The sequence below is a fragment of the Aminobacter sp. Y103A genome (assembly GCF_030294925.1).
Taxonomy (GTDB): domain Bacteria; phylum Pseudomonadota; class Alphaproteobacteria; order Rhizobiales; family Rhizobiaceae; genus Aminobacter; species Aminobacter ciceronei.
Genome location: NZ_AP017986.1, coordinates 3,097,852 through 3,121,349, shown reverse-complemented (window position 1 = coordinate 3,121,349; position 23,498 = coordinate 3,097,852). Strand labels below are relative to the sequence as shown.

Annotated in this window: 25 protein-coding genes and 1 riboswitch; of the genes, 7 read left to right on the top strand and 18 right to left on the bottom strand. The window is 63.6% G+C overall.

Going from position 1 to position 23,498, the window contains the following annotated elements; all coding sequences use genetic code 11:
- Positions 1-42: 42 nt before the first annotated feature.
- Positions 43-129, bottom strand: a riboswitch (glycine riboswitch).
- A 119-nt stretch (positions 130-248) separates the two neighbouring features.
- The 5 genes from Amn_RS15270 to Amn_RS15250 form a co-directional block, all read right to left on the bottom strand.
- Positions 249-629 (bottom strand): helix-turn-helix domain-containing protein, encoded by a 381-nt coding sequence (locus tag Amn_RS15270; protein WP_067961748.1) that lies wholly within the window; start codon positions 627-629, stop codon positions 249-251.
- Between the two features lie 159 nt (positions 630-788).
- Complete coding sequence (locus tag Amn_RS15265) at positions 789-1,580, bottom strand: molybdopterin-binding protein (RefSeq protein WP_067961750.1); 792 nt, start codon at positions 1,578-1,580, stop codon at positions 789-791.
- A gap of 1 nt (position 1,581) precedes the next feature.
- Positions 1,582-2,457: a cytochrome b/b6 domain-containing protein gene (locus Amn_RS15260; RefSeq protein ID WP_083948573.1), complete on the bottom strand. Its 876-nt coding sequence runs from the start codon at positions 2,455-2,457 to the stop codon at positions 1,582-1,584.
- A gap of 117 nt (positions 2,458-2,574) precedes the next feature.
- Positions 2,575-3,231: a DUF1345 domain-containing protein gene (locus tag Amn_RS15255; protein WP_067961752.1), complete on the bottom strand. Its 657-nt coding sequence runs from the start codon at positions 3,229-3,231 to the stop codon at positions 2,575-2,577.
- Entirely contained in the window at positions 3,228-3,701 is a 474-nt protein-coding gene (locus Amn_RS15250) for a YaiI/YqxD family protein (RefSeq protein WP_067961755.1), read from the bottom strand. Before Amn_RS15250 ends, Amn_RS15255 begins: the two co-directional genes overlap by 4 nt.
- 65 nt (positions 3,702-3,766) lie before the next feature.
- On the opposite strand from Amn_RS15250, the gene Amn_RS15245 reads away from it, so the two are divergent.
- Positions 3,767-4,111, top strand: coding sequence for a cupin domain-containing protein (locus Amn_RS15245; RefSeq protein ID WP_067966498.1), 345 nt, complete (start codon positions 3,767-3,769; stop codon positions 4,109-4,111).
- 6 nt (positions 4,112-4,117) lie between these two features.
- On the opposite strand, the gene Amn_RS15240 is transcribed toward Amn_RS15245, so the two are convergent.
- Positions 4,118-4,591 carry a GNAT family N-acetyltransferase gene (locus tag Amn_RS15240; protein WP_286290134.1) on the bottom strand — a complete coding sequence of 158 codons (474 nt, stop codon included), beginning with the start codon at positions 4,589-4,591 and terminating at the stop codon, positions 4,118-4,120.
- Positions 4,591-5,718, bottom strand: coding sequence for an S-(hydroxymethyl)glutathione dehydrogenase/class III alcohol dehydrogenase (locus Amn_RS15235; protein WP_286290132.1), 1,128 nt, complete (start codon positions 5,716-5,718; stop codon positions 4,591-4,593). Before Amn_RS15235 ends, Amn_RS15240 begins: the two co-directional genes overlap by 1 nt.
- A gap of 302 nt (positions 5,719-6,020) precedes the next feature.
- Between Amn_RS15235 and dnaE the strand changes: the two genes are divergently transcribed.
- Positions 6,021-9,470 (top strand): DNA polymerase III subunit alpha, encoded by a 3,450-nt coding sequence (gene dnaE, locus Amn_RS15230; RefSeq protein ID WP_185910123.1) that lies wholly within the window; start codon positions 6,021-6,023, stop codon positions 9,468-9,470.
- Between the two features lie 23 nt (positions 9,471-9,493).
- Here dnaE and Amn_RS15225 read toward each other — a convergent pair whose 3' ends face one another.
- Both Amn_RS15225 and Amn_RS15220 read right to left on the bottom strand, forming a co-directional pair.
- On the bottom strand, positions 9,494-10,786 hold the full coding sequence (locus Amn_RS15225) for an RNA polymerase sigma factor (RefSeq protein ID WP_286290130.1): 1,293 nt from the start codon (positions 10,784-10,786) through the stop codon (positions 9,494-9,496).
- A 33-nt stretch (positions 10,787-10,819) separates the two neighbouring features.
- On the bottom strand, positions 10,820-11,233 hold the full coding sequence (locus Amn_RS15220) for a YciI family protein (RefSeq protein WP_192316289.1): 414 nt from the start codon (positions 11,231-11,233) through the stop codon (positions 10,820-10,822).
- 182 nt (positions 11,234-11,415) lie between these two features.
- On the opposite strand from Amn_RS15220, the gene Amn_RS15215 reads away from it, so the two are divergent.
- Complete coding sequence (locus Amn_RS15215) at positions 11,416-12,426, top strand: methyltransferase (RefSeq protein ID WP_286290127.1); 1,011 nt, start codon at positions 11,416-11,418, stop codon at positions 12,424-12,426.
- Here the strand turns inward: Amn_RS15215 and Amn_RS15210 are convergent.
- Entirely contained in the window at positions 12,398-12,823 is a 426-nt protein-coding gene (locus tag Amn_RS15210; RefSeq protein WP_286290125.1) for a hypothetical protein, read from the bottom strand. The genes Amn_RS15215 and Amn_RS15210 overlap by 29 nt on opposite strands.
- Here Amn_RS15210 and Amn_RS15205 point away from each other — a divergent pair.
- Positions 12,813-12,968 carry a YadA-like family protein gene (locus Amn_RS15205; protein WP_185910125.1) on the top strand — a complete coding sequence of 52 codons (156 nt, stop codon included), beginning with the start codon at positions 12,813-12,815 and terminating at the stop codon, positions 12,966-12,968. The two genes, Amn_RS15210 and Amn_RS15205, sit on opposite strands and share 11 nt — an antisense overlap.
- A gap of 40 nt (positions 12,969-13,008) precedes the next feature.
- Here the strand turns inward: Amn_RS15205 and Amn_RS15200 are convergent, their stop codons facing one another.
- Positions 13,009-14,337 carry a DNA polymerase IV gene (locus Amn_RS15200; RefSeq protein ID WP_286290118.1) on the bottom strand — a complete coding sequence of 443 codons (1,329 nt, stop codon included), beginning with the start codon at positions 14,335-14,337 and terminating at the stop codon, positions 13,009-13,011.
- A gap of 67 nt (positions 14,338-14,404) precedes the next feature.
- Here Amn_RS15200 and Amn_RS15195 point away from each other — a divergent pair, with 67 nt between their 5' ends.
- Positions 14,405-14,980 (top strand): GNAT family N-acetyltransferase, encoded by a 576-nt coding sequence (locus Amn_RS15195; RefSeq protein WP_286290116.1) that lies wholly within the window; start codon positions 14,405-14,407, stop codon positions 14,978-14,980.
- Positions 14,981-15,003: 23 nt separating this feature from the next.
- Here the strand turns inward: Amn_RS15195 and Amn_RS15190 are convergent, their stop codons facing one another.
- Positions 15,004-15,549 carry a DUF924 family protein gene (locus tag Amn_RS15190; RefSeq protein WP_286290114.1) on the bottom strand — a complete coding sequence of 182 codons (546 nt, stop codon included), beginning with the start codon at positions 15,547-15,549 and terminating at the stop codon, positions 15,004-15,006.
- A 66-nt stretch (positions 15,550-15,615) separates the two neighbouring features.
- Positions 15,616-17,463 carry a monovalent cation:proton antiporter-2 (CPA2) family protein gene (locus tag Amn_RS15185; RefSeq protein ID WP_192316300.1) on the bottom strand — a complete coding sequence of 616 codons (1,848 nt, stop codon included), beginning with the start codon at positions 17,461-17,463 and terminating at the stop codon, positions 15,616-15,618.
- Positions 17,464-17,727: 264 nt separating this feature from the next.
- Between Amn_RS15185 and Amn_RS15180 the strand changes: the two genes are divergently transcribed.
- Entirely contained in the window at positions 17,728-17,994 is a 267-nt protein-coding gene (locus tag Amn_RS15180) for a hypothetical protein (RefSeq protein ID WP_263007020.1), read from the top strand.
- Positions 17,995-18,060: 66 nt separating this feature from the next.
- Here Amn_RS15180 and Amn_RS15175 read toward each other — a convergent pair whose 3' ends face one another.
- The 4 genes from Amn_RS15175 to Amn_RS15160 form a co-directional block, all read right to left on the bottom strand.
- Positions 18,061-18,573, bottom strand: a complete 513-nt coding sequence (locus Amn_RS15175) for a hypothetical protein (RefSeq protein ID WP_246341006.1) — start codon at positions 18,571-18,573, stop codon at positions 18,061-18,063.
- 114 nt (positions 18,574-18,687) lie between these two features.
- Positions 18,688-19,767: a YcjF family protein gene (locus Amn_RS15170; RefSeq protein WP_286290110.1), complete on the bottom strand. Its 1,080-nt coding sequence runs from the start codon at positions 19,765-19,767 to the stop codon at positions 18,688-18,690.
- A complete protein-coding gene (locus Amn_RS15165) occupies positions 19,764-21,236 on the bottom strand; it encodes a YcjX family GTP-binding protein (RefSeq protein WP_286290108.1) in 1,473 nt (490 codons plus the stop codon). Before Amn_RS15165 ends, Amn_RS15170 begins: the two co-directional genes overlap by 4 nt.
- Before the next feature lie 84 nt (positions 21,237-21,320).
- Positions 21,321-21,824, bottom strand: coding sequence for a SixA phosphatase family protein (locus Amn_RS15160; protein ID WP_067961778.1), 504 nt, complete (start codon positions 21,822-21,824; stop codon positions 21,321-21,323).
- Positions 21,825-22,068: 244 nt separating this feature from the next.
- Here Amn_RS15160 and dksA point away from each other — a divergent pair, with 244 nt between their 5' ends.
- The gene (gene dksA, locus Amn_RS15155) at positions 22,069-22,485 is read left to right on the top strand and encodes an RNA polymerase-binding protein DksA (protein WP_067961780.1); all 417 of its coding nucleotides are present in this window, start codon (positions 22,069-22,071) and stop codon (positions 22,483-22,485) included.
- 77 nt (positions 22,486-22,562) lie between these two features.
- On the opposite strand, the gene Amn_RS15150 is transcribed toward dksA, so the two are convergent.
- Positions 22,563-23,300, bottom strand: a complete 738-nt coding sequence (locus Amn_RS15150) for a flagellar biosynthetic protein FliO (protein ID WP_286290104.1) — start codon at positions 23,298-23,300, stop codon at positions 22,563-22,565.
- Positions 23,301-23,498: the final 198 nt, after the last annotated feature.

The window sequence follows — 23,498 nt, the reverse complement described above, 5'->3', positions numbered from 1 at the left end:
ACCTTCGGCGCGGGACCAAGGTCCCGACTTTCCAGAGTGTCCTTCCTGTTTACGGTTCTTTTGCCTGAGAGATTTCGGGCGATTTCCCCTTCGGCGTCAGCTTTCGCTGCTCTCTCCCGCAAACAGGTGGAGCCCGCAAAGGCTCCAGACGAGTCGTCAATATCCCACCGACGACACTTTGTCACCTGTCCGCGCAGTGCTTATTCACCGGATGGATAGTCCCAACCAATACTTCCGGGTGGTCCGGGTCAGGTCCCGGCACTTTCCAGCTTGCGCAGGTCGCGCTCGAGCTGGCCAATCAGGTTGCCGGTCTGGCGGTGCAGTCGTAGCAGCCGTTCCATCTGCAACGAAACCGAGGCGGCGGACAGGTCGTCTTCGCGCGGCGCAGGACCGATGCCGTGCAGGATCCAGGAAATGCTGGTGCCGAGCAGGCCGGCCAGCTTGGCGATGCGATGGGCCCCGGGCTGCGAGCGGTCGCGCTCCCAGGCATTGATGGTGGCGGTCTTGACCCCGAGGCGCCAGGCAAGTTCCGAAGCACTCAGGCCGCTTGCTTCGCGCGCACGCGACAGGCGTCCGCCAATGGTGTCGAGATCGGGTGTCTGCTCATAGATGTTCGTGGTGTCGGACACCAGAAGGGCCTCCTGTCGTATGTTGGATTTGGGCCGCCTAATGTCTGGGCGGCATGCCGCGAGCATCGGCCAGCGAGCCCGGATGCGCAACCGCAAGATACGAAAAATCGGTCAAGCTATTGAATAAGCGTGACTATCAATGGCGCTTGCGATCGTCCGTCAGATGCCGCCGTACCAGTCGTAGCCACGGTCTTCCCAATAGCCCCCCTTACCAAGGCCCATGGCGCCGAAGCCGTCGACCAACTCGATCTTGTGGATGTATTTCGGCATCTTGTAGCCGAGCTGTCGTTCGACACGCACCCTAAGCGGTGCGCCGTTTTCGACCGGCAGCGGCATGCCGTTCATGCCATAGGCGAGGATTGTCTGCGGGTGCCGCGCGTCGACCAGATCGATCGAGCCGTAATATTTGACTTCGCCCGAGAGGCTTCGTTCGATGGTGTCGAGGCAGTGGAAGACGACGTAGCGGGCATTGGGCTTGACCGCGGCGGCATCGAGTACGAGCGCCATCGGCACGCCTGTCCATTTGGCAATACAGCTCCATCCCTCGACGCAGTCATGCCTGGTGATCTGGGTACGCGAGGGCATGTTCATCAGTTGCTGGCGCGTAAGCGATAGCGGCTTTTCGACCAGGCCCGTCACCTCCAGCCGCCAGTCGGCGAAGTCGCCCGACTGAAGGGATTTGTAGACACTGTCGTCGGGTGCAGTGATGCCGTTGGGGCGTTGCGGCTGCCGAATGTCGGCCTCGGTGAACTCCTGGGCCAGCGACTCGCGGCCGGCGAGCAGCCGCTGGACGCGGTATGTCAGGTCGTTGGCACCCTCGAGGACATTGCGCACGCCGTTGTCGCGATCGGCGAGAAAATCGAAGGCGTCGCAACCGGAGAGTGCAAGTGTCGATGCACTGAGCGTAGCTGTTGTGAGGAAGCGCCGGCGGTTGAGCTGGAACTTGGGCATCTCAGGCGCTCCCTTCGCGACGGTCGCGTTGCGGTGGGTCGGTGCGATACCAGCCGGTGACGATCGAGCGCAGTTCGTTGATCGGTCCCGCCGCCAGGATCATCAGCATGTGGACAACGAAGAAGCCGACGAGCAGCGCCATGGTGACGAAGTGGATGGTGCGCGCGGTCTGGCGTCCGCCCAACAGGTCGGCGAGGAACGGCACGGCTGCATTCATGCTCGGCGACATGGCAAGCCCGGTGACGATCATCAGCGGCAGAAGCACGAACAGCACGCCACCATAGGCGAGCTTCTGCAAGGTGTTGTAGTTGCGGCTATGGTGGAACCTCAGCCTGGCGTGGTCGGCGACGTCCTTCGGCAGGTTGCGCAGATCGTTGACGCTTGGCGCAAGATCGCGACGCAGATGGCCGTTGATGGCGCTGGCGACGAGCCAGACGAGCAACGTGCCTGAGAGCACCCAGGCGAAGAAGAAATGCACGACGCGGCCGGTGGCGAGATCCTGGCCGGATGGAATCGTCGCCCATGCCGGAAACGCGCGCCCGTTTGGATTGGCGGCCGATCCCGACAGGCCAAGCACACCCGTCGTGTTGAATCTGTTTCCCAGGATCGTCGTGTAACCGACTGGTCCCGTTGGGCTATTTTCAGCACCGATGACCAGCACGTCGTTGCTGAAAGCAAAGCCTGACTGCTTGCCGATGTAGAGCGCGGGGTGGGCGTTGAAGATCTGCAGACCACTCAGCAGCAGGAAAAACAGCGACACTGCCCAGATCCAATGGGTGAGGCGTGTCCAGCGTGTCTGCCGATAGACGAGTTCGCCGCGGGTGCCTGACGCTTTCGCGTCATTCGCCTGCTGCAGCATGTGCGCCTGGCTTTCCATAACACCCGATCTCCCGTGGCATCGGCGATTGCGGGGGCGTCATCTTACGCCCTTTCGCAGAGGATTACGCTTTGGCGTCGGGAATTGTTTCGCTGCGGCGGTGACTTCGGCGTGAAATCAGCTTGCGAGTGAGACCACCAGGTTGACGGCCGCGGCGACGATGATGGTGTTGAAGAAGAACGACAGGACCGAATGGACAAGCGCTGCCTGGCGCATGTGCGTCGACGAAATGTTGGTGTCAGCGGTCTGCGCCGTCATGCCGATGACCACGGCGAAGTAGAGAAAATCCCAGCCACAGGGGCGTTCTGTGCCGGGAAAGATCAGGCCGCCGACCGGCTTGCGGCTGCGTGTCGACGCGGCATCGGCCTTGGTGTCGCCTTTCCAGTAGAGGCGGGCGTAGTGCAGGGCCGCCATGGCGTGGATGGTCAGCCAGCCGAGCGGCAGCGACAGCAGCGAAAACGCCAGCCAGGAGGGATGCGGAACCTGCTTGGCATTCATCAGCACGAATAGCGAGCCGACGGCGACCACGACGATACCGATGGTCACCAAGAAGATGATCCAGATCGGCTCGTCGGCCTGCTGGGCGCGCCGGCTGAGGAAGTCCGCCGTCAGTCGCGGCATTTCACGCAGGACAAGCAGTATGTAAGTGGCGAAAAACGTATTGGCGGCGATGCTGTAGCTGAGCGGATGCTGGAGCAGCATTGCCACGGCGAGCGCTGCCACCCCGATGCCGGCGCTTGCCAGGAAAATGAAATGGCGGCCGAACGGCTTCATTGTGCCTGCACCGACTTCACAGCCCTTCGCGCCATCTGGTCGAGCGCGCCGAGAAAGCGCGAGCGGTCCTGGGCGGAGAAGGAGGCATTGTAGCCCTTGCTTTCACCGGTTTCGCGCAGGTGCTGTTTCAGATCACGCATGGCGACCGCCATGCCGATGGTCTCCGGCGTGAACGGCTTGCCGGTCGGGCCGAGCACATGGGCGCCAAGCGCCACGGTGCGCGCGGCGAGCGGGATGTCGGCGGTGATGACGATGTCGTTGGCGCGCGCGTTTTCGACGATCCAGTCGTCGGCGGCGTCGGCGCCCTTTGAGACCACGACGTTGCGGATCATCGGATCGCGCGACGGGCGCAAGCCGCCGTTTGACACGAAGGTGACGACGAGGTCCAGCCGTTCGGCGACCTTCACCACCTCGTCCTTCACCGGGCAGGCGTCGGCATCGACATAGATCACAGGGGCATTTTCAGTCATTTCAGGCACGGTTCCGGGAAGGCAGTTCTTTGATTATGGTCTGGCGCGTCGAACGGAGACCGAGCATGGCACATCTGATCAATCGCGAACAATGGGCCGAAAAGCCCGATTCCTGGCACGGCGAGTTCCAGGGCGGCGCTTTCGGCGCCGATGTCTCGGTGGTGTTCTTCAGCAGCGACAAGGTCGGCGGCGGGCCGAAGCTGCACACCCATCCTTATCCGGAGGTGTTCATCGTCCGTGTCGGCCGGGCGTTGTTTACCGTCGGCGACGAGACGATCGAAGCGGAGGCCGGGCAGATCCTGGTGGCGCCGGCGAACACGCCGCACAAATTCGCCAATCTCGGGCCTGGACGGCTGGAGACGACCGACCTGCATGTAGCCGGTGCCTTCGACACGACCTGGCTGGAGTAAGCCCCGTCAGGCTCTTGCGCGCGGGACAGGCCTGAGCATGTCGACATGCGGGATGTCGTCCTCGAGATATTCGTCCGACACTGTGTCGAAGCCGAAGGACGCGTAGAATTTCTCGAGATGGCTTTGGGCCGAAAGCGCAATTGGCCGGTCCGGAAAGAGCCTTTCGCAGGCGGCTATGGATTCGGCCATCAGCTTGTTGCCGAGGCGCTTGCCGCGATGATCAGGAGAGACCACCACCCGGCCGATATAGGCCGGATCGTCATGGCCCGATGGGGCGAGGATGCGCGTGCTGGCCAGCAATTCCTTGCCGGCAAGCAGCCTGAGGTGCAGCGCCTCGGGATCCTTGCCGTCCATCTCGGGAAAGGCGCATTTCTGCTCGACGACAAAGACATCGAGACGCATCTTCAGCATCGCATAGAGGTCGCGCGGCGACAGCTCGTCGAGCGATCTTACGTCGATCTCATATGCGATGCCGCTCATCAGTAGACGACCACGCTGCGGATGCTTTCGCCTGCATGCATCAGGTCGAAGCCCTTGTTGATGTCTTCGAGCTTCAGCGTATGGGTGATCATCGGGTCGATCTGGATCTTGCCCTCCATGTACCAGTCGACGATCTTCGGCACGTCGGTGCGGCCGCGTGCGCCGCCAAAGGCGGTGCCTTTCCAGGTCCGGCCCGTGACCAGCTGGAACGGCCGCGTCGCAATCTCCTGGCCGGCGCCGGCGACACCGATGACGATCGACTCGCCCCAGCCGCGATGTGATGCTTCGAGTGCCTGGCGCATCACCTTGACGTTGCCGGTGCAGTCGAAGGTGTAGTCGGCACCGCCGATCTGGTCGGCACCACGCTTGGTCATGTTGACCAGATAAGGAACGATGTCGCCCTCGACCTCCTTCGGATTGACGAAATGCGTCATGCCGAACTTTTCGCCCCAGGCCTTGCGCTCATTGTTGATGTCGACGCCGATGATCATGTCGGCACCGGCAAGCCTGAGGCCCTGCAGCACGTTGAGGCCGATGCCGCCGAGGCCGAAGACGATGGCCGTCGAGCCGATCTCGACGCGTGCCGTGTTGATGACCGCACCGATGCCTGTCGTCACGCCGCAGCCGATGTAGCAGATCTTGTCGAAGGGGGCGTCCGGATTGACCTTGGCGAGCGCGATCTCGGGCAGCACGGTGAAGTTCGAGAAGGTCGAGCAGCCCATATAATGGAAGATCTTGTCCTTGCCGATCGAGAAGCGCGAGGTGCCGTCAGGCATCAGCCCCTGGCCTTGCGTCGCGCGGATCGCGGTGCAGAGGTTGGTCTTGCGGCTGAGGCAGGACGGGCAGGAGCGGCATTCCGGCGTGTAGAGCGGAATGACGTGGTCGCCCTTCTTGAGCGAGGTGACACCCTTGCCGACATCGACGACGACGCCGGCACCCTCATGGCCGAGAATGGCCGGGAAGATGCCTTCGGGATCGGCGCCCGACAGCGTGAACTCGTCGGTGTGGCAGATGCCGGTCGCCTTGATCTCGACCAGCACCTCGCCCTCGCGCGGCCCCTCGAGGTCCACCTCCATGATCTCGAGCGGCTTTCCGGCTCCAACAGCAACGGCGGCGCGGGTTTTCATGGCGATCGTCCTTATATCTACTCAGAGGAAAATTTGTTGTCGGCAAGGTTTCAGGTTTTGCCGCCGCAGGCAACCGGCAAGGCGACACCTGAACGTCGCAGGACGACGGTTGGCAAGATACTCCACAAGCGGTTTCCGACGCGACCCCTTGCGGGATGGACATGGTGGCTGGCGTGGCCGAACATGGCCACGGAATTTCCAGGTAAATGGCAGACGATTCGATGTCGAGTGACAGGCTCCCACGCGATCCCCTGAAGCGTGAAGCGCTCATAAGGGCAGAAAAACCAGAGACTTCCGACCGGATGTTCATTCATCTGCGCGTTCACTCTGCCTATTCGCTGCTCGAAGGTGCCCTGAAGCTCGACAAGGTCGTCGGACACGCTGCCAAGGACGAGGCGCCCGCCATCGCGGTTGCCGACACCAACAACCTGTTCGGCGCGCTGGAGTTTGCCCAGAAGGCCACCAAGGATGGTGTGCAGCCATTGATCGCTTGCCAGGTCGACGTTGACTTTGCAGACGGTGGCGACAGCACCCAACGCGGCCAGGGCTGGAAGCAGGCACTCGATCTGTTTCCGGTGGTTCTGATTGCCGCGACCGAGACCGGCTACGCCAACCTTGTCAGGCTGGTCAGCCGGCTCTATCTCGAAACCCCGAACGGCGAACCGGTGCACGCCAAGCTCGATTGGCTCGCCACCGCAGCGGACGGTATTATCTGCCTGACCGGTGGCCCACGCGGGCCGGTCGGTGCCGCGATCAAGAGCGACCATACGGCAATTGCCGAAAGCCGCCTGCTCACCCTGAAGCAGATGTTCGGCGATCGGCTTTACGTCGAACTCGAGCGTCTGGCCGGCTATGACCGCATGATCGAGGCGGCAACGATCGAACTCGCCTATCGCCACTATCTGCCGCTGGTCGCCACCAATGAGGCGTTCTTCGCCAAGCGTGCCGACTTCGAGGCCCATGACGCGCTCATTGCCATCGCCGAGGGTTCGGTCGTCGCCGAGGACAATCGCCGCAGGCTGACGCCGGACAATTTCCTCAAGTCGCAGAAGGAGATGGCAGAGCTTTTTGCCGATCTGCCTGAGGCGATCGACAACACCGTCGAGATCGCCAGGCGCTGTTCCTACTATCCCAAGAACCGCAATCCGATCCTGCCGCGATTCACCGGTGGCGACATCGCCGATGCTGACGCGGCGGTTGCCGCCGAAGCGGCGGAACTGTCCCGCCAGGCTCGCGAAGGTCTTGCGATGCGCCTGGAAACGCGTGGCCTGTCGACCGGCTACACGCCCGAACAGTACCAGGAACGGCTCGAATATGAGCTTGGCATCATCGAGCGAATGAAATTCCCGGGCTACTTCCTGATCGTTGCCGACTTCATCAAATGGGGCAAGCAACAGGGCATCCCGGTCGGCCCCGGCCGTGGTTCAGGTGCAGGCTCGCTGGTTGCCTATGCGCTGACCATCACCGATGTCGATCCGCTGCGTTTCTCGCTGCTGTTCGAGCGCTTCCTCAACCCCGACCGCGTCTCGATGCCCGACTTCGACATCGACTTCTGCCAGGACCGCCGCGAAGAGGTGATCCGTTATGTGGTCGGCAAGTATGGTCGCGACCAGGTCGGTCAGATCATCACCTTCGGTACGCTGCAGGCGCGCGCCGTGCTGCGCGACGTTGGCCGCGTTCTGCAGATGCCTTATGGCCAGGTCGACAAGCTCACCAAGATGGTGCCGCAGAACCCGGCCAATCCGGTGACGCTGGCCCAGGCGATCGAGGGCGAGCCGCGCTTTGCCGAGGAGGCAGAACGCGAGCCGATCGTGCAGACGCTGCTCGACATGGCACAGAAGCTCGAGGGCCTCTACCGCCACGCCTCGACGCACGCCGCCGGCATTGTCATCGGTGACCGCCCGTTGTCCGAACTGGTGCCGATGTATCGAGACCCGCGCTCGGACATGCCGGTCACCCAGTTCAACATGAAATATGTCGAGCAGGCCGGACTGGTGAAGTTCGACTTCCTCGGCCTGAAGACGCTGACGGTGCTGCAAAAGGCGGTGCATTTCATCAGCCGCAAGGGCGTCGACATCGACCTCGCGCTGATCCCGCTCGACGATCCGCTGACCTACGCCATGCTGTCGCGCGGCGAGACCGTCGGCATCTTTCAGGTTGAAAGTGCCGGCATGCGCAAGGCGCTGATCGGCATGAAGCCCGACCAGGTCGAGGACATCATCGCGCTGGTGGCACTCTACCGCCCCGGCCCGATGGAGAACATCCCGACCTACAACGCCCGCAAGCATGGTGACGAGGAGATCGCCTCGATCCATCCGATGATCGACTATCTGGTGAAGGAGACGCAAGGCGTCATCGTTTACCAGGAGCAGGTCATGCAGATCGCGCAGGTGCTGTCGGGCTATTCGCTCGGCGAAGCCGATCTGCTGCGCCGCGCCATGGGCAAGAAGATCCGCGCCGAGATGGACAAGCAGCGCGAGCGCTTCGTCACCGGTGCCATGGACAAGAAGGTCAGCAAACCGCAGGCCAACGCCATCTTCGACCTGCTCGCCAAGTTTGCCGACTACGGCTTCAATAAGTCGCACGCCGCAGCCTACGCCATCGTCTCCTACCAGACGGCGTATCTGAAAGCACACTATCCGGTCGAGTTCCTCGCGGCCTCGATGACCTACGATATGTCCAACACGGACAAGCTGAACGACTTCCGCCAGGATGCGATGCGGCTCGGCATCGACGTCGTGCCGCCATCGGTTATGACCAGCTTCCGCGACTTCGAGGTCGGCGAGAAGAAGATCTTCTACTCGCTCGCCGCGATCAAAGGCGTGGGTGAGGCGGCGGTGCACCACATTGTTGCCAAGCGCCAGGAAAAGCCCTTCGCCAGCCTCGCCGACTTCTGCGAGCGCATCGACCCCAAGCTGGTCGGCAAGCGTGTCTTTGAAAGCCTGATCATGGCCGGCGCGCTCGACTGTTTCGGCCACGAGCGCGCGGCGATGATGGCGGGCATCGAGCGCATGATGGGCCTTGCCTCCCGCGCCCACGAAAATGCCACCCTTGGCCAGTCCGACATCTTCGGCAGTGCTGCCTCAGGGCAGGCGCCGTCGCTGCACCTGCCGGTCGCCGATGCCTGGCTTGCCGCCGATCGCCTGCATCGCGAATTCCAGGTCGTCGGCTTCTACCTCTCGGCGCATCCGCTCGACGAATACAAGGCCGCACTTGAGAAGATGCGCGTCCAGAACTGGGCCGACTTTGCCGCTGCCGTGAAGCGTGGTGCGACCGCAGGGCGTCTGGCCGGTACCGTCACCACCAAGCAGGAACGCAAGACCAAGACCGGCAACAAGATGGGCATCGTCCAGTTCTCGGATGTCTCGGGCCAGTATGAAGCGGTGATGTTCTCGGAGACGCTGGCGCAGTATCGCGACCTGTGTGAACCCGGCAAATCGGTGGTCGTCACCGTTGCCGCCGAGGATCGCCCCGAAGGCGTCAACCTGCGCATCCAGACTGTGCAGTCGCTCGAGGACGAAGCGAGCCGGGTGCAGAAGACGCTGCGCATCTTCGTGCGCGACGCGGCTCCGCTCAACATGCTGTCCAACCAGCTGACGGTGCGCGGCGAAGGCGAGGTAAGCTTCATCGTGCTCAAGGGCGAGGCCGAGGGCGAGATCGAAATCGAGCTACGCGAACGCTACCGCATCACGCCGTCGATCGCTTCGGCGATGCGCGCCGTGCCGGGAGTTGTCGAGGTCGAGCTGGTCTAGCCGGTTAGGTTGTCTCCGCGACGTCACCTCGCCTTGCCGGCCAGCTCGGCCCGGCAGGCCTGCGCCCGTTCCACAAGCATGGCCCGCTCGCGCTCGTTTTGGGTTAGTGCAGCCGCCCGTTCGAACTCGCCAAGCGCCTCGCCAAGGCGACCGAGCTTCATCAGCAGGTCTGCGCGCACGCTTGGCAGCAGGTGATAGTTGCGCAGCGCCGGCTCCAGCATCAGCTGGTCGGCGAGCTCCAGTCCGGCTGCCGGACCGAATGCCATCGCCAGTGCCATGGCCCGGTTCAGCTCGATCACGGGCGAGGGCGCAAGCGCGGCCAGCGCCGCGTAGAGAGCGGCGATGCGCGGCCAGTTGGTCTGTTCGGCCGCGTGCGCCCGGGCGTGGCAGGCCGCGATCGCCGCCTGCAGCGTGTATGGGCCTGGTTGCTGCATGGCTTCGGCCTTGGCGAGTGCCGCAAGGCCGCGATTGATTAGCAGATGGTCCCAACGGGATCTGATCTGGTCGAGCAGCAGGATCGGCTTGCCGTCGGCATCGGTGCGGGCCGGCAAGCGCGATGCCTGGATTTCCATCAACGCGACCAGGCCGTGAACTTCAGTGTCATTGGGTGCAAGCAGCGCCAGCATCCGCCCCAGCCGCATCGCCTCCTGACAGAGTTGTGGCCGCATCCAATCGTCGCCGCGGGTGGCGGAATAGCCTTCGTTGAAGACGAGATAGAGCACTTCGAGCACCGAGCTCAGCCGGTCGGCGCGATCCTGGCCGGCAGGCACCTCGAACGGCACGCAAGCGTCCGACAGAGTGCGCTTGGCCCTGATGATGCGCTGCGCCATCGCTGCTTCGGAAACTAGGTAGGCGCGGGCGATCTCTTCCGTGGTCAGGCCACCGACCAACCGCAAGGTGAGTGCCGCCCGTGCGTCGGGCGAAAGCACCGGATGGCAGGACACGAACATCAGTCCGAGCATGTCGTCGCCCATCCCGTCCTCTGGCTCGGCCATTGCCTCGACGTCGGCATCGATACCCAGCAGTGCGAGTTTGCCGTTTGCCATCTTGGCACGCCGAAAATGGTCGATGGCCCGGCGCCTGGCCGAAGTGATCAGCCAGGCGCCAGGCTTGTCCGGGATGCCTGAAACGGGCCAGTTGCGCAGTGCCGCGATGAGGGCATCCTGGGCCAACTCTTCCGCCAGGTCGACGCTGCGGGTGAACCGGGTGAGTGCCGCCACGATCCGCGCCCGCTCCATGCGGAACACTGTCTCGATGGCCCTGTGCGTCGCGCGGCTTCTGGCGACGCTGTCATCAGAAACAAAGTCGGTCGGCATCGTTGGCTGCGGAGGGCCATGGTTTGCGGCCATCTATGGCCTGTCTTGCGCGATGCCCATTTCGCGAAAGCGATCGATGCCTTCGCTGGGCTCGAAATCCTCGAGATCGAACATCTGGCGCACCTCGATCTGGCCGTTCTCGATCTGCGGGTTGGGAAAGCGGTTGGCCCATTCCATCGCTTCCTCGCGCGTCTTCACCTGGATGATCGTGTAGCCGGCGATCAGTTCCTTGGTCTCGGCAAAGGGGCCATCAGTGATGGTCTTCTTGCCGCCAGACCATGTGATGCGCCAACCCTTGGAGCTCGGCTGCAGGCCGCTGCCGTCGAGCAGCACACCGGCCTTGGCCAGTTCTCCGTGATAGTCGGCCATGGCTGAGATCATTTCCGCCGGGGGCATGACGCCCGCTTCGGAGTCCTTGCTGGCCTTGATCACGAACATGAAACGCATTGGTTTGCTCCCGCACAATGAGGCCCGACACCATTGTCTGAGCCTAGTCTGCCAACACGACGAGCAGAAGGCAGCAGGATCGACAAAGCCGTTGGCGATTTCTTGCCGCGTGCAACACTTTGCTTCGTTGCGGCGCTTCATCACTGCTGGTACTTTGCCTCGGCCAGTGAGAGGGCGCCGTCATGGACGAGAAAGCCGCCGCAGCAGACCTCATGCAGATGGTGAATGGGTATCAGGTGTCCCAGGCGATCTGCGTCGCCGCAACCCTTGGCATTGCCGATGAACTGACGAACGGACCGCGCTCCAGCGACGATCTCGCCGCTGCGACCGGGTCTCACCCGCAGGCGCTCTACCGCCTGTTGCGTGCGCTTGCTTCGGTCGGTGTGCTCCATGAAGGGGCGACGAGGCAGTTTTCCCTGACGATGCTTGGGTCGGGGCTGCGTTCGGATGCCGAGCAATCCGTCGCACCCTGGGCGCGCATGGTTGGCCGAGCCTACTACCGCGACGCCTGGGGTGAGCTGTTGCACAGCGTGCGCACCGGCGAGAACGCGTTCGCGCATGCCCATGGCACCGGTGTCTGGCAGTACCGCATCGATCATCCAGAGGAGTCGCTGATCTTCGACCGGGCAATGTCGTCCTTCGTGCCGGCAGTCGCTACGGCGGTGCTTGCGGCCTACGACTTCGGCAGCTTCGACGTCGTCATGGATGTCGGCGGCGGCCAGGGCGCCTTGCTGGTGGCGATCCTTGCCCGCAATCCGTCGCAGCGCGGCATCCTGTTTGACCAGCCGATGGTGGTCGAGGGTGCCGGTGCCGTTCTCAGTGCGGCGTCGGTCGCCGATCGCTGCGAGGTGGTCGGCGGCGACTTCTTCGCTGCCGTGCCGGAGGGTGCCGATGCGCATGTCATGAAATGGATATTGCACGACTGGGACGACGAGCGCTCGATCGCCGTGCTGAAAAGCTGCCGGCGGGCAATCCGGCCGGATGGGACGCTGGTCGTACTCGAAGCTGTTCTCGCGCCACCGAACGAAGGCGCGCGCGCCAAATTCGCCGACCTCAACATGCTGGCGGTACCCGGCGGACAGGAAAGAACCAGGGACGAGTTCGCGGCGCTGTTCGCAGCATCCGGCTTCCGGCTGACCAAGGTGATCGACGCCGGGCCGCGTATCAGCATTGTCGAAGGCGAGCCGGCGTGACCTGTATCCGCTGAAGCAACTGCGGGAGCGCCTCTGACTGGCATCGGCGATGGCGCCGGTGAAAACTCCAAAAACACTCGGCTCGAGCACCCGCTGAATCTGCTGCGAAGCAGATTTCATCCGGCATCTGCCGGATGCGCGACTCCCAGACTGTGTTTGATTTGCCCCACCTGTGCGCGCTCTTGGGGAAGATCAGCATGGCAGCAGCAAAATGGGGGTCGGCGGCAATCTGGCGATGTCGAACTTCGGGCCGGACACGATCGCTTCGCTCGACGGCCGCGTCGCCGCGCTGGAGGACAGCTTCTCCGGCAGCATCGGCAAAGGCCAGCAGCGCCATTGCCTTGGCGATGGCGGGCGGCACGTTGCCTTCCGACAAGGACTTCGCGATGTCGATCAACTGGGTCAACTTCGAGGGCGAGAACGGCTTTGCCGGAACCGCAGCCATGCGCTTCAACGACAATCTGCACCTGCATGGCGGCATCGGTGTCGGCGCGCGCCACGGCACGGTGGGCAGCCGCGCCGGCCTGACATTCGCCTGGTAGCGAGACGCTGGTTCCAGGAGACGTGCTTGCCGCGTGCGTTTCAGTCGTCCAGCGCCTCGGGCGGATGCGCATTGCGGCCTTTGCCGAAGGTGTAGCCGGTCTCGACGGCGTTCTTGCCGAACTTGCCGCGCAGCACGTCGATGGCGCCTTCGGCCAGCGCCCGCTTGCGCGACTGGACGTCGACGAGATCGGGCGGGTCGGCGCGTTCGTCATCGGAGAGATCGCTGACACCGATGCCGAGCAGGCGGTACTTTGTGCCGTCGGTTTCCTTCGACAAAAGCTGCATGCCGGTCTGGAAGATGCGGTGGGCAAGCCGTGTCGGGTCGGTCAGCTGGCGGTTGCGCGTCCGGAGCTTGAAGTCCTGGGTCTTGAGCTTGAGCACGACGGTGCGGCCGGCAATGTTTGCCTTCTTCAGCCGCGCCGAGACCTTTTCCGACAGCGCACGCAGCACCGGCACCAGCTCCGCCGACGACGCGAGATCGGTATCGAAGGTGGTTTCCGCCGAAACGCTCTTGGCTTCCTGGTCGGGCGACACCTGGCGATCGTCCTGGCCGCGCGACAGGTGATAGAGCCGGCTCCCCATCGTGCCGTAGCGCCGCATCAGGTCGCCGCGGTCCATGCGCTGCAACTGGCCGATGCTGCGGATGCCGTCGCTTTCGAGCGTCGCGGCAAAGGCTTTTCCGACGCCCCAGATCATCGTCACCGGCTGTGGCGCGAGGAAGGCGAGCGCCTCGGCCTCGCCGATGACGGCAAAGCCGCGCGGCTTGCGCAGGTCGGAAGCGACCTTGGCGAGGAACTTGCAGTAGGACAGGCCGGCGGAGACGGTGATGCCGATCTCCTTCTCGACGGCAACCGCAAAGCGGGCGAGCACAAGTGCCGGCGGCAGGCCATGCAGGCGCTCGGTGCCGTCGAGGTCGAGAAAGGCCTCGTCGATCGACAGCGGCTCCACCAGCGGCGTCAGCGCCTGCATCATCGAGCGCACCTCGCGCCCGACGCGGACGTATTTTTCCATGTCGGGGCTGATAACGACCGCCTCTGGACAGGCCTCCAGCGCCTTGAACATCGGCATTGCCGAGCGCACGCCATGGATACGGGCGATGTAGCAGGCCGTGGAGACCACGCCGCGCTTGCCGCCGCCGATGATGACCGGCTTGTCCTTGAGCTCGGGATTGTCGCGCTTTTCCACCGCCGCATAGAAGGCATCGCAGTCGATATGGGCGAGGTGCAACTTGTAAAGCTCGGGATGGCGCAACAGGCGGGGGCTGCCGCAGCCGTGGCAGCGCGGTCCCGACCCACGCTGAAGGGCAAGGCAGTCGCGGCAAAAACCGTGGCTGGGATCGTTGACAGGCATCGCCTTCGCTGCGAACATAAAGAGAACAAGCGCGATTTTATGTCAGCTGCCCCGTCGGGACAAGGCTGCGCTCTGGAGCCATGCCATGACTGATGCCATTTCGCCGCTGACACCGGATCTGTGGCCGCATTTTGAGGATTTGTTCGGCGAGCAGGGCGCCTGCTATGGCTGCTGGTGCACCTATTTCAGGCTGCCGCCGGCGGTCAGGCGGGACAGCAAACGCGAGAGCAACAAGGATCACATCAAGACGCGAATCGCGGCCGGCCCGCCGCCGGGCCTGCTGGCATTCTCGGATGGCCAAGCGGTCGGCTGGATGCAGATCGGCCCGCGCGCCGACGTGCCCGAATTCAACAACAAGGGCAGGGGCTCCGCGCCGTTGTCACCAGAGGATGCCGGCGATCCAGCCGTCTGGGCCATTTCCTGCTTCTTCATCCGCGGCAAGGCACGCGGCCAGGGTGTGACGCACCGGCTTGTCGACGCCGGTGTCGCATTCGCGCGCCAGGCGGGTGCCCGCGTGCTTGAAGCCTGCCCAATCGACCAATCGAACGGCAAACACCCGGTCAGCCTGTTTGTCGGCTCGACGCGGGTGTTCGAAAAGGCGGGGTTTACGCGCGCAATCGAACGGAAGCCGGGCCGGCCGCTGATGCGTCTTGAACTCTGAGGCGTGACTACGGCGGAAGCAACTTAACCTGAAAAGCCGCCGGCTTCGAGAAACGCCAGCTCCTGCTCGGTCGATTCGCGGCCGAGGATGAAGTTGCGGTGCGGGAAGCGGCCAAAACGGGCGACTATGTCGCGATGACCGATGGCGTGCTTGAGGTAGTCGCCGCCAAGCGCCGTCGAGCGTGCGAGCGGGGTGTCGTGATCGGCCAGCGTCTCGGAATGCGAGAACGGCAGATAGAAAAACACCCGGATTGGCGCATCCGTCGCCATGTCGTGGCCGTCGGCCACCGCCTGGCGCGCGAAATGGCGGGCGAGCGGATCGGTGGCATACATGTGGCCGCTGCCACGGAAGCAATTGCGCGGAAACTGGTCGAGCAGGATCATCAGCGCCAGCGCCCCCTCGGCATCGTCTGCCCAGTGGTCGCACTGGCGCTTGGCGGCGGCCATGTGCAGGTCGCCGAAGCGGCTGCGGAAGCTGTCGTCGAACATCTCGTCCTTGCGGAACCAGCTTTCCGGCCCGGATTCGCGCCAAAAGGCGACCACTTCGGTTGCACGCTGCCTGTCGATCATCTTCGGCTCCTCGTTGCTTTCACTGTGGCATCGCGCGTAGCCCATCGACGCGCGACGGCAAATCCATCATTCGCCAGGCACGACCCTCTTGGCGATCGCGTCCGCTGCTTCCTCGTTGAGGGCCTTGGCGGTACGGCGCGGCGGTGTCAGCGGTGTCGGCACCGGCCCGGCGATATTGCCTTGCAGGAAGTCGCCGCCGGCGTGGATGTCGCCGGCGAACTGCATCTCCAGCCGTGCGGCGTCACGGCGGCGCACTTCCTCGATCACCTCGGCGACGTCGTCCGGATCCTCGCCGAGCTTTTCGAGCGTGGCGCCGCCAAAGACGATCGCCGATTCGAATGTCTCGCGCAGTTGATAGTCGACGCCGGCGCGAATGAGCTTCATCGCCGTGCCGCGGTCATAGGCACGCGCCAGAACCGGCACCAACGGGAACTCGGCGGCGAGGTTTTGTGCGATGCGGACAGCAACGTCTTCCTTGTCGACGCAGATCAGCACGGCGCGTGCCCGTCCGGCGCCTGCCGCATGCAGGATATCGAGCCGGGTGCCGTCGCCATAATAGATCTTGAAGCCGAAATCAGCGGCCGCCTGGATCATCTCGACGTCGTTGTCGATGATCGACACGTCGACGCCGCGCAGCAGCAAAGGCTGGCTGGCGATCTGTCCGAAGCGACCGAAGCCGATCACCAGCACCGTGCCACTGAGTTCCGCTGCGACATCAACGTCTTCGAGCGATTGTTCGACCTGCGGCGTGAAGCGGCGCAGCACCATGATCGCCAACGGGGTCAGCACCATCGAGATGATGATGATGGCAGTCAGGATCGCATTGGCCTCGCCGTCGATGATGCCGACGGCCAGCGCCGAGGAGTAGAGCACGAAGGCGAACTCGCCGCCTTGCGCCATGATGACGGCACGTTCCAGCGCCTCGCGATGACCCGACTTCCGGAAACGCGCAACCCCATAGATGCCGATGCCTTTCATCAGCATGTAGACGACGACGTAGAAGGCGATCATCTGCCAGTTGGCCAGCACGACCGTCAGGTCGAGTGACATGCCGACCGCGATGAAGAACATGCCGAGCAGGATACCGCGGAAGGGTTCGACATCCGCTTCGAGCTGATGGCGGAAGGTCGATTCGGACAGCAGCACGCCGGCGAGAAACGCACCCATCGCCATGGAAAGACCGCCAAGTTGCATGGCGAGTGCTGCACCCAGCACAACGAGCAAGGCAGCTGCGGTCATCACTTCGCGAGCGCGCGAGTCGGCAAGGACCCGGAACAACGGATTGAGCAGATAGCGGCCGGCGATGACCAGTCCGGTGATCGACGCGACGCCGATGCCGATGTCGGTCAGCCGCCCGGCCCAGCCCGTACCAGTGTCGGAGGCTGCGACCGGCGCCAGGAAGGCCACCAGCGCCAGCAAAGGCACGATGGCGAGGTCCTCGAGCAGCAGGATCGAAACCATGCGCTGCCCCTTTGGCGTCGACATCTCGCCACGCTCGTCGAGCAACTGCATGACGATTGCGGTGGACGTCAGCACAAAGCCGGCACCGGCGACAAAGGATTGGGAGACCAGGAAACCTCCGGCGAGGCCAACCATGGTCAACAGAGCCGCGCAGATGCCGACCTGCAGTGCGCCCAGCCCGAAGATTTCGCGCCGCAGACCCCACAGCCGCGACGGCTGCATTTCGAGGCCGATGATGAACAGGAACATCACCACGCCGAGTTCGGCGACATGCAGGATGGTGGAGGATTCGGTGAAGATGCCGATGCCGAATGGGCCAATGACCACACCGGCGCTGAGGTAGCCGAGGATGGAGCCGAGGCCGAGTCGCTTGAAGATGGGGACGGCCACGACGCCTGCAGCCAGCAGCGCCACCACCGGAACCAGATCGACACCCGCTGTCTCTGCTGCCATGCGCCTTTTCGATCCTTGGCTGTGCGGCTGATACCGCTTGGTGGGAAAGCGCCAAGATAGGTGCTTCGGGCGCTTCAGAACAGCCCGGCCAGCCTATCGAATTGTCCTGCCACAACATTGTCGCCGAATCGCTATGGCATGGCTCTGGCCCCACAACCTGCCATTGCGTGTGACATGGCTTGACGCTAAGGCGGGCTCGGTTTCGACCAGTGTGGGGTTGAACTGCCGCCGGCGTTTGTTGCCGGCTACGAGGAGAGGACTGACATGAAAAATATGCTGTTTGCCGTGCTCGGCGTTGCCGCGCTTGGCCTTTCGGCCTGCTCGAAGGCGCCGGAATGCACCGCCGAGGTTCTGACCAAGAAGGGCCAGGAAGTGGCGACCGCGCTTCAGGAAGCCATCACCAAGGACCCGGCCAAGGCTGCCGAGCTGTCCGCCAAGGTGCAGGAAGTTGCAACGAAGTACACCGGTGCGACGACGTCGGAAGAGGCCTGCAAGGCCTATGACGACCTGCTGACCGCCATCAAGGGCTGATTCTTCGGCCTGAAACGAAAAGGGCGGTACCACGGGTGCCGCCCTTTTTCTTTGCGATTTGAAGAATCAGTTCTTGGCGATGGCTCCGACGGCGGTTCCGTCGACGCGCGACAGCTTCATGCCGATCACCGGCACCAGTTGCTTGTCGACGCGTACCGAGACGGTGACATGCATCAGGTTGTCGTCGGGCATGCGTGCCTGCATGACGCCGTTGAGCTGGTTGCGGTTGAGCGACAGGATCACCTTCCGGCCGTCGACAACACTGCCGGAGATGATGTCGAGGCCCTTGCCTTCGGAGCCGTCCAGGAACTTGCCGCGATAGCCGCTGCGGCCCTTCTGTTCGATGGTTGCCGACATCTTCTGCGTGAACACGCCGACGCGGCATCCGCCGTCGAGAGACATGCCGACTGTGCCGTCAGGGGTCGAACCGGTGAAGTTGCAGGTGAATTTGGTACCCTTGTATTTGCCGGCGACGATCTCGCCCGGCCCGACCCATTCGCCTTCCACCGTCTTGAAGAACTTCTTGTCGCGCTCGGCGCCCTTGACCGTGTCGGCGTGCGCGACGGACGGCAGCGCCATGGCCACGGCAGGCAGGACAGCGGACAACAACAAGCGCTTCATGGGCACACCCGACAGCAGGAAACTGGAACGATTAGCTGGGAGGACCATGACCAAGAATGGTTAATGCTTCGTCTATTTGACCTTTTCGGCGCCCTTGTCCTTGGTCGCGAAGGTGGTCAGCGCAGCCAGGAAATCGCCTATGCCGGGGCGCTTGACCGCGGCAAAGGGCAGGGGCCGTGCCGTTTCCATCGCGGCGATGCCGATGCGGGCCGTCATCATGCCGTTGACCACGCCTTCGCCGAGCTTGGCCGAGACCTTGGCGGCAAGGCCGTGGCCGACAAGCTGCTGGACGAAACTGTCGCCGACGGCAATCGAGCCGGTAACGGCGAGATGGGCAAGGGCCGAACGGGCAAGCCGGAAGAAGCCGAGCGTGCCGGGCCTGCCGCCATAGAGTTCAGACAGGCGCCGGATCAGACGTCCGGCCTCGAACGCGACATAGGCGATATCGACCAGCGCACGCGGGCTGACAGCGGTTACCAGCGACACACGCTTGGCGGCGTCGAGGATGAGAATCTTCGCTTGCGCGTCGAGCGGTGTCAGTATTTCGGCTTCGGCGAGCCGCACGAGATCGGCGCCGTCGATCACTTCGCCGCGCAGGTCGGCGAGCGCGCGCCGGCCCGCCGCCGTTTCAGGCTTCGACGACAAGAGGTTCGACAATTCGTCGACGACGTTGCGAGCTGCGGCCGGATCGTTGCGCGCAATGGCGTCAGTCGCCCGGTTGCGCAGGCGCTCGACAGAGGCCAGCCGGAACACTGCCAGAAGCTCGCGGGCGAGGATCACCACAAGCGCCGATGCCGCGATGCCTGCGACGGCCACCGCCAGCCAGCCGAGCCAGTCGGCGCGCGAGAACAGGTCGCGGATCAGCCTGTCGGTCCAGAGCCCGACGCCGAGCGAGATCAGGATGCCGAAGGCGGTAAGGAAGATCGCGCCGATGCGGGACCTGCGCCTTGGGGCGGTTGCGGGTGGTGGTTCGGCCGCAGCAATATCCGCCTCGTCGAAGACATCGAACTCGGCTGGCGTCACCACAGCGGCTTCGGCTGCCAGCGCGCGCGGCTTGCGTGGTGCCGCCGCCGACGGCGCACGGACGGCTGTCTCTTCCGTTACCGGTTCCGGCTCGATGCGAAAGGCCGCGGGTTTTCGGGGAGCGCTCATGCGAGATGGTCTCCGATGAGGAATTGCAGCGCGCGGTCGAGCCGGATGTGCGGCAGCGACAGCGTCACGCCTTCGGCCGTGCGCTCCAGCCGGGGCGGGCGGAAGCGCACGAAACGGATCGTCGGATCATTCGCATCCTGGCGGTGATTGGTGCCGAAATCCTGGAACACGACATCAGCCTTGTCAGGTAAGTCCCCGGGAAATATGGCAGTTTCACTGTTGCCGTCGAAGCGTTCCTTGCCGATCGTCTCGCCTTCGATCGGGGTCCCGATGATGACGGGCAGTGTCTCGCGACCTTGCTTGACGGTGCCTTCGCGGGTGGCGCGGACGGCGGCAAGCGCCAGCACGTCGACCTCGGCACCGGAGAGGTTGGCGCGTGCCACGGCGCGGTCGGTGAGCCGGCGCACGATCGACTGCAGCCGGTCGTGGCTCTCGTGATGCAGGTGATCCGCCTTGGTCGCTGCAACCAGGATGCGGTCGATGCGTCGCGAGAACAGGTCGGTCAGGATATTGCCCCGGCCCGGCCGGAAGCAGGCGAGGATTTCGGTCACCGCGCGCTCGAGGTCGGCGATGGCGCCGGGGCCGGCGTTCAGTGCCTGCATCGCGTCGATCAGCACGATCTGGCGGTCGAGCCGCGCGATATGTTCGCGGAAGAACGGCTTCACCACATGCGTCTTGTAGGCCTCGTAGCGCCTTTCCATCATCGCGTGCAGCGAGCCGGGCCGCGCCCGCTGGCTGAGGCCGGGAAGCGGGGCGAAGGTCAGCGCTGGTGATCCCTCGAGGTCGCCGGGCATCAGGAACCGGCCGGGCGGCAGCGTCGACAGCGCGCGCTCGCCGTCCTTGCAGGCCTTGAGATAGGCGGCAAAACTCTCGAACAGCCGCCGGGCCGTCATCTCGTCGGCATCCGCCTCGGGCTTCACCGTGGCGGCAAGCTCACGCCAGGCTTCCGACAGGTCGGCACGAACCGGCAGGCGTGCGAGCTCGAACGCCTCCCGGGAGAAATCATCGTAGCTCTTGCCGAGCAGCGGCAGGTCGAGCAGCCATTCGCCCGGATAGTCGACGAGGTCCACCGACAGTTTTCCAGCTGAAAACATGCGGTTCCAGCCGGAGGCCGACTCGAATTCTATGGTCAGCCTGAGTTCCGAAATCGCGCGGGTCGAATCCGGCCAGATGCGCTGGTCGACGAGGGCCGAAACATGATCCTCATACTGGAAGCGAGGCACGGCGTCGTCAGGCTGTTCTTCGAGGAAAGCGCGTGAAATGCGCCCCGATTTCTGTGCCTCGAACAGCGGCAGCCGGCCGCCATGGATCAGATTGTGGACGAAGGACGTGATGAAAACGGTCTTGCCGGCCCGCGACAACCCGGTCACTCCGAGCCGCAGAGACGGCGAGAAAAGTCCCACGGCACGGCCGGAAAACGTGTCGAGCGCAATGCGCGCCTCATCGGTGAAGGTGGTCAGAGACGCCAATTGTCGATCCCCATGCGGTCGCGCCGGATATAGGTGCCGCTGCAGGGATTTGAAATGGCGGCCGGTTTCAAAGATCGGCCGGTTTCAAAGATCGGCAGGCGTCAGAAACGCCTCGAGATAGCCATTGCCGAGTTCGGCTCCGGAAAGCTCGCCTTCGAAGCGGATCACGGCCAGGCCCGAGGTCGGGAAACCGGTCTGCAGCGTATGCAGCGCCGCTTGGTCGCCATCGCCTGAAACAGCCATGGCGAGGTCTTCCATCATCGGGTTGTGGCCGATGACCAGGATCGAGCCGTGCCTGCCATTTTCGCGGATCTTGTCGAAATAGCCCGCGGCGTCGGCGCTGTAGAGGTCGTCGGTGAAGACGACCCGGCCGGTGTCCGCGTGGCCGGCGAGGCCCTCCAGGGTTTCGCGGGCGCGCCGGGCGTTGGAGCAGAGTGTGAGTTCCGGCACATAGCCGTTGGCGCGCATTGCCGTGCCGGTGGCTTCGGCGTCCGCGATGCCGGTGGCGTCGAGCGGCCGGTCGAAATCCCTGACGCCGGGCAGGGCCCAGCCGGCCTTGGCGTGTCGGAGAAGGTAGAGCTTTCCCAAATGTTGCTCCTGGAAGCCCGATCTCGCGACGAGCCTGCGCCAACTTGTCATCTCTGGATGTAGCCAAGCGTCAGGCCGCTTGCAACCGGACGATGCCATTGCGCGTTTCTTGAGGAGAGAGTTGCGCGCTTGCCACGTCCGAATCACGACATTGTGGGCGGCGCAAACTTTTCGATGAATACGCTTGTGTGGGGCTTGGCCCGCGAATATATAGGCGCCAAAACGGGGTTGTCGGGTGAGTCGAATGAACGATACCGTTACTCTTGGCTACGTGCCCTCCGATGAGGAGCCGTTCATGAACGAACGGCAAAAGTCTTACTTCAGAGCTAAGTTGGTTGCCTGGAAGAACGACATCCTCCGCGAAGCTCGCGAAACCCTCGAAATACTTCAGCAGGAAAATGCCAACCATCCGGATCTTGCCGACCGCGCATCGTCCGAGACCGACCGTGCCATTGAACTCAGGGCACGCGACCGGCAACGCAAGTTGATCTCCAAGATCGACTCTGCCCTGCAGAGGATTGACGAGGGTACCTACGGCTATTGCGAGGAGACAGGTGAACCGATTTCGCTGAAGCGATTGGACGCTCGTCCGATCGCTACGCTGTCGATTGAGGCTCAGGAGCGTCACGAGCGCCGCGAAAAAGTCTATCGAGACGACTGATCGCGGAATGGCAGAAACGAAAAAGGCGGCTTCGGCCGCCTTTTTTCTTGTCCGCATTACAAGATCGTCGGTCAAGCTTACCGCTTGTGACTGGTAAGTTCGCCAAGCAGCTTGGCCATTTCGTCATCGAGCGATGGATCCACAAGCTTTGCCGGTTTGGCTTGCGGCTTGTCGTCGAGCGACACTTCGAGCTCCTTCATCAGCGTGTCGTCGATGAGGTCGCGCGGCGATGGTGCCGCCACGGGCGCAGGTGCAGGTCGCACTGGAGCCGAGTAGGTTGGCGCAACATAGGTTTTGGGATCCGGGCTGTTCGTGACCAGCGGTGCCGAAGCCAAGGGCATCTTGGGCGGTGCCGGGCGTGACTGGACCGGCGCTGGTGCCTGCTGCTGCTGTTGCGGCCTGGCAGTCGCCGGCGTTGCCGGGCGAGGGGCTGGCTGCTGCGGGCTCTGCTGGGGACGAGGCGCCTGGGGCGCTTGTTGCGCACCTTCGGTGCCGGTCAGTGCCGGGCGCCGCGGCGCGGTCATGCGGATATCGGTTTCGACCACCACGTCGGTCGGCCCGCCGATCAGCAGCAGGTGTTCGATGTCGTCGCGGCGCACCAGAACGAGCCGCCGCTGGCTGTCGATGGCGGTCGCGTCCATGACGGCGAGACGCGTCTTCCTGTTCCTGCCGCCGGCAACGAAGGTGCCGAAAGTCAGGCTGCGGACCAGCTTTACGATGACGAGCACGATGACCAGCAGCACGAGGGCGGCGAAGGTCCACAGCACCGCCGCCGTGTATCCAGGTCCTGCTACGCTATCGAGCCATTCAAACATGTCTTACCCCCGTCGCCGCCCCGCGCGACACTAAACCTTAGCTGTCGCGCCCGGCAAGTTGCCATCACGCATTACAGGCACGATTGACGCTAAGCGCATGATCTTGCCCCGGGCTTGCACCGCCTTTTTGTGGCTAGGCCTTTTCCCGGTAAGGAGAATGTGATTCAACCGCTCCAATACGAAGGAGCCGGAGAGACT

Bases quoted from the DNA above. Each gene is read 5' to 3' on its own strand.
- Amn_RS15190 (WP_286290114.1), bottom strand. From the start codon at position 15,549: ATGATCGACAGGCAGCGTGCAACCGAAGTGGTCGCCTTTTGGCGCGAA.
- Amn_RS15200 (WP_286290118.1), bottom strand. From the start codon at position 14,337: ATGTTCGCAGCGAAGGCGATGCCTGTCAACGATCCCAGCCACGGTTTT.
- Amn_RS15220 (WP_192316289.1), bottom strand. From the start codon at position 11,233: ATGCGTTTCATGTTCGTGATCAAGGCCAGCAAGGACTCCGAAGCGGGC.
- Amn_RS15245 (WP_067966498.1), top strand. From the start codon at position 3,767: ATGGCACATCTGATCAATCGCGAACAATGGGCCGAAAAGCCCGATTCC.
- Amn_RS15215 (WP_286290127.1), top strand. From the start codon at position 11,416: ATGGACGAGAAAGCCGCCGCAGCAGACCTCATGCAGATGGTGAATGGG.
- dnaE (WP_185910123.1), top strand. From the start codon at position 6,021: ATGTTCATTCATCTGCGCGTTCACTCTGCCTATTCGCTGCTCGAAGGT.
- Amn_RS15255 (WP_067961752.1), bottom strand. From the start codon at position 3,231: ATGAAGCCGTTCGGCCGCCATTTCATTTTCCTGGCAAGCGCCGGCATC.
- Amn_RS15240 (WP_286290134.1), bottom strand. From the start codon at position 4,591: ATGAGCGGCATCGCATATGAGATCGACGTAAGATCGCTCGACGAGCTG.
- Amn_RS15205 (WP_185910125.1), top strand. From the start codon at position 12,813: ATGTCGATCAACTGGGTCAACTTCGAGGGCGAGAACGGCTTTGCCGGA.
- Amn_RS15170 (WP_286290110.1), bottom strand. From the start codon at position 19,767: ATGAGCGCTCCCCGAAAACCCGCGGCCTTTCGCATCGAGCCGGAACCG.
- Amn_RS15150 (WP_286290104.1), bottom strand. From the start codon at position 23,300: ATGTTTGAATGGCTCGATAGCGTAGCAGGACCTGGATACACGGCGGCG.
- Amn_RS15250 (WP_067961755.1), bottom strand. From the start codon at position 3,701: ATGACTGAAAATGCCCCTGTGATCTATGTCGATGCCGACGCCTGCCCG.
- dksA (WP_067961780.1), top strand. From the start codon at position 22,069: ATGAACGATACCGTTACTCTTGGCTACGTGCCCTCCGATGAGGAGCCG.
- Amn_RS15195 (WP_286290116.1), top strand. From the start codon at position 14,405: ATGACTGATGCCATTTCGCCGCTGACACCGGATCTGTGGCCGCATTTT.
- Amn_RS15175 (WP_246341006.1), bottom strand. From the start codon at position 18,573: ATGGCGCTGCCGTCCGTCGCGCACGCCGACACGGTCAAGGGCGCCGAG.
- Amn_RS15185 (WP_192316300.1), bottom strand. From the start codon at position 17,463: ATGGCAGCAGAGACAGCGGGTGTCGATCTGGTTCCGGTGGTGGCGCTG.
- Amn_RS15225 (WP_286290130.1), bottom strand. From the start codon at position 10,786: ATGCCGACCGACTTTGTTTCTGATGACAGCGTCGCCAGAAGCCGCGCG.
- Amn_RS15235 (WP_286290132.1), bottom strand. From the start codon at position 5,718: ATGAAAACCCGCGCCGCCGTTGCTGTTGGAGCCGGAAAGCCGCTCGAG.
- Amn_RS15260 (WP_083948573.1), bottom strand. From the start codon at position 2,457: ATGGAAAGCCAGGCGCACATGCTGCAGCAGGCGAATGACGCGAAAGCG.
- Amn_RS15180 (WP_263007020.1), top strand. From the start codon at position 17,728: ATGAAAAATATGCTGTTTGCCGTGCTCGGCGTTGCCGCGCTTGGCCTT.
- Amn_RS15265 (WP_067961750.1), bottom strand. From the start codon at position 1,580: ATGCCCAAGTTCCAGCTCAACCGCCGGCGCTTCCTCACAACAGCTACG.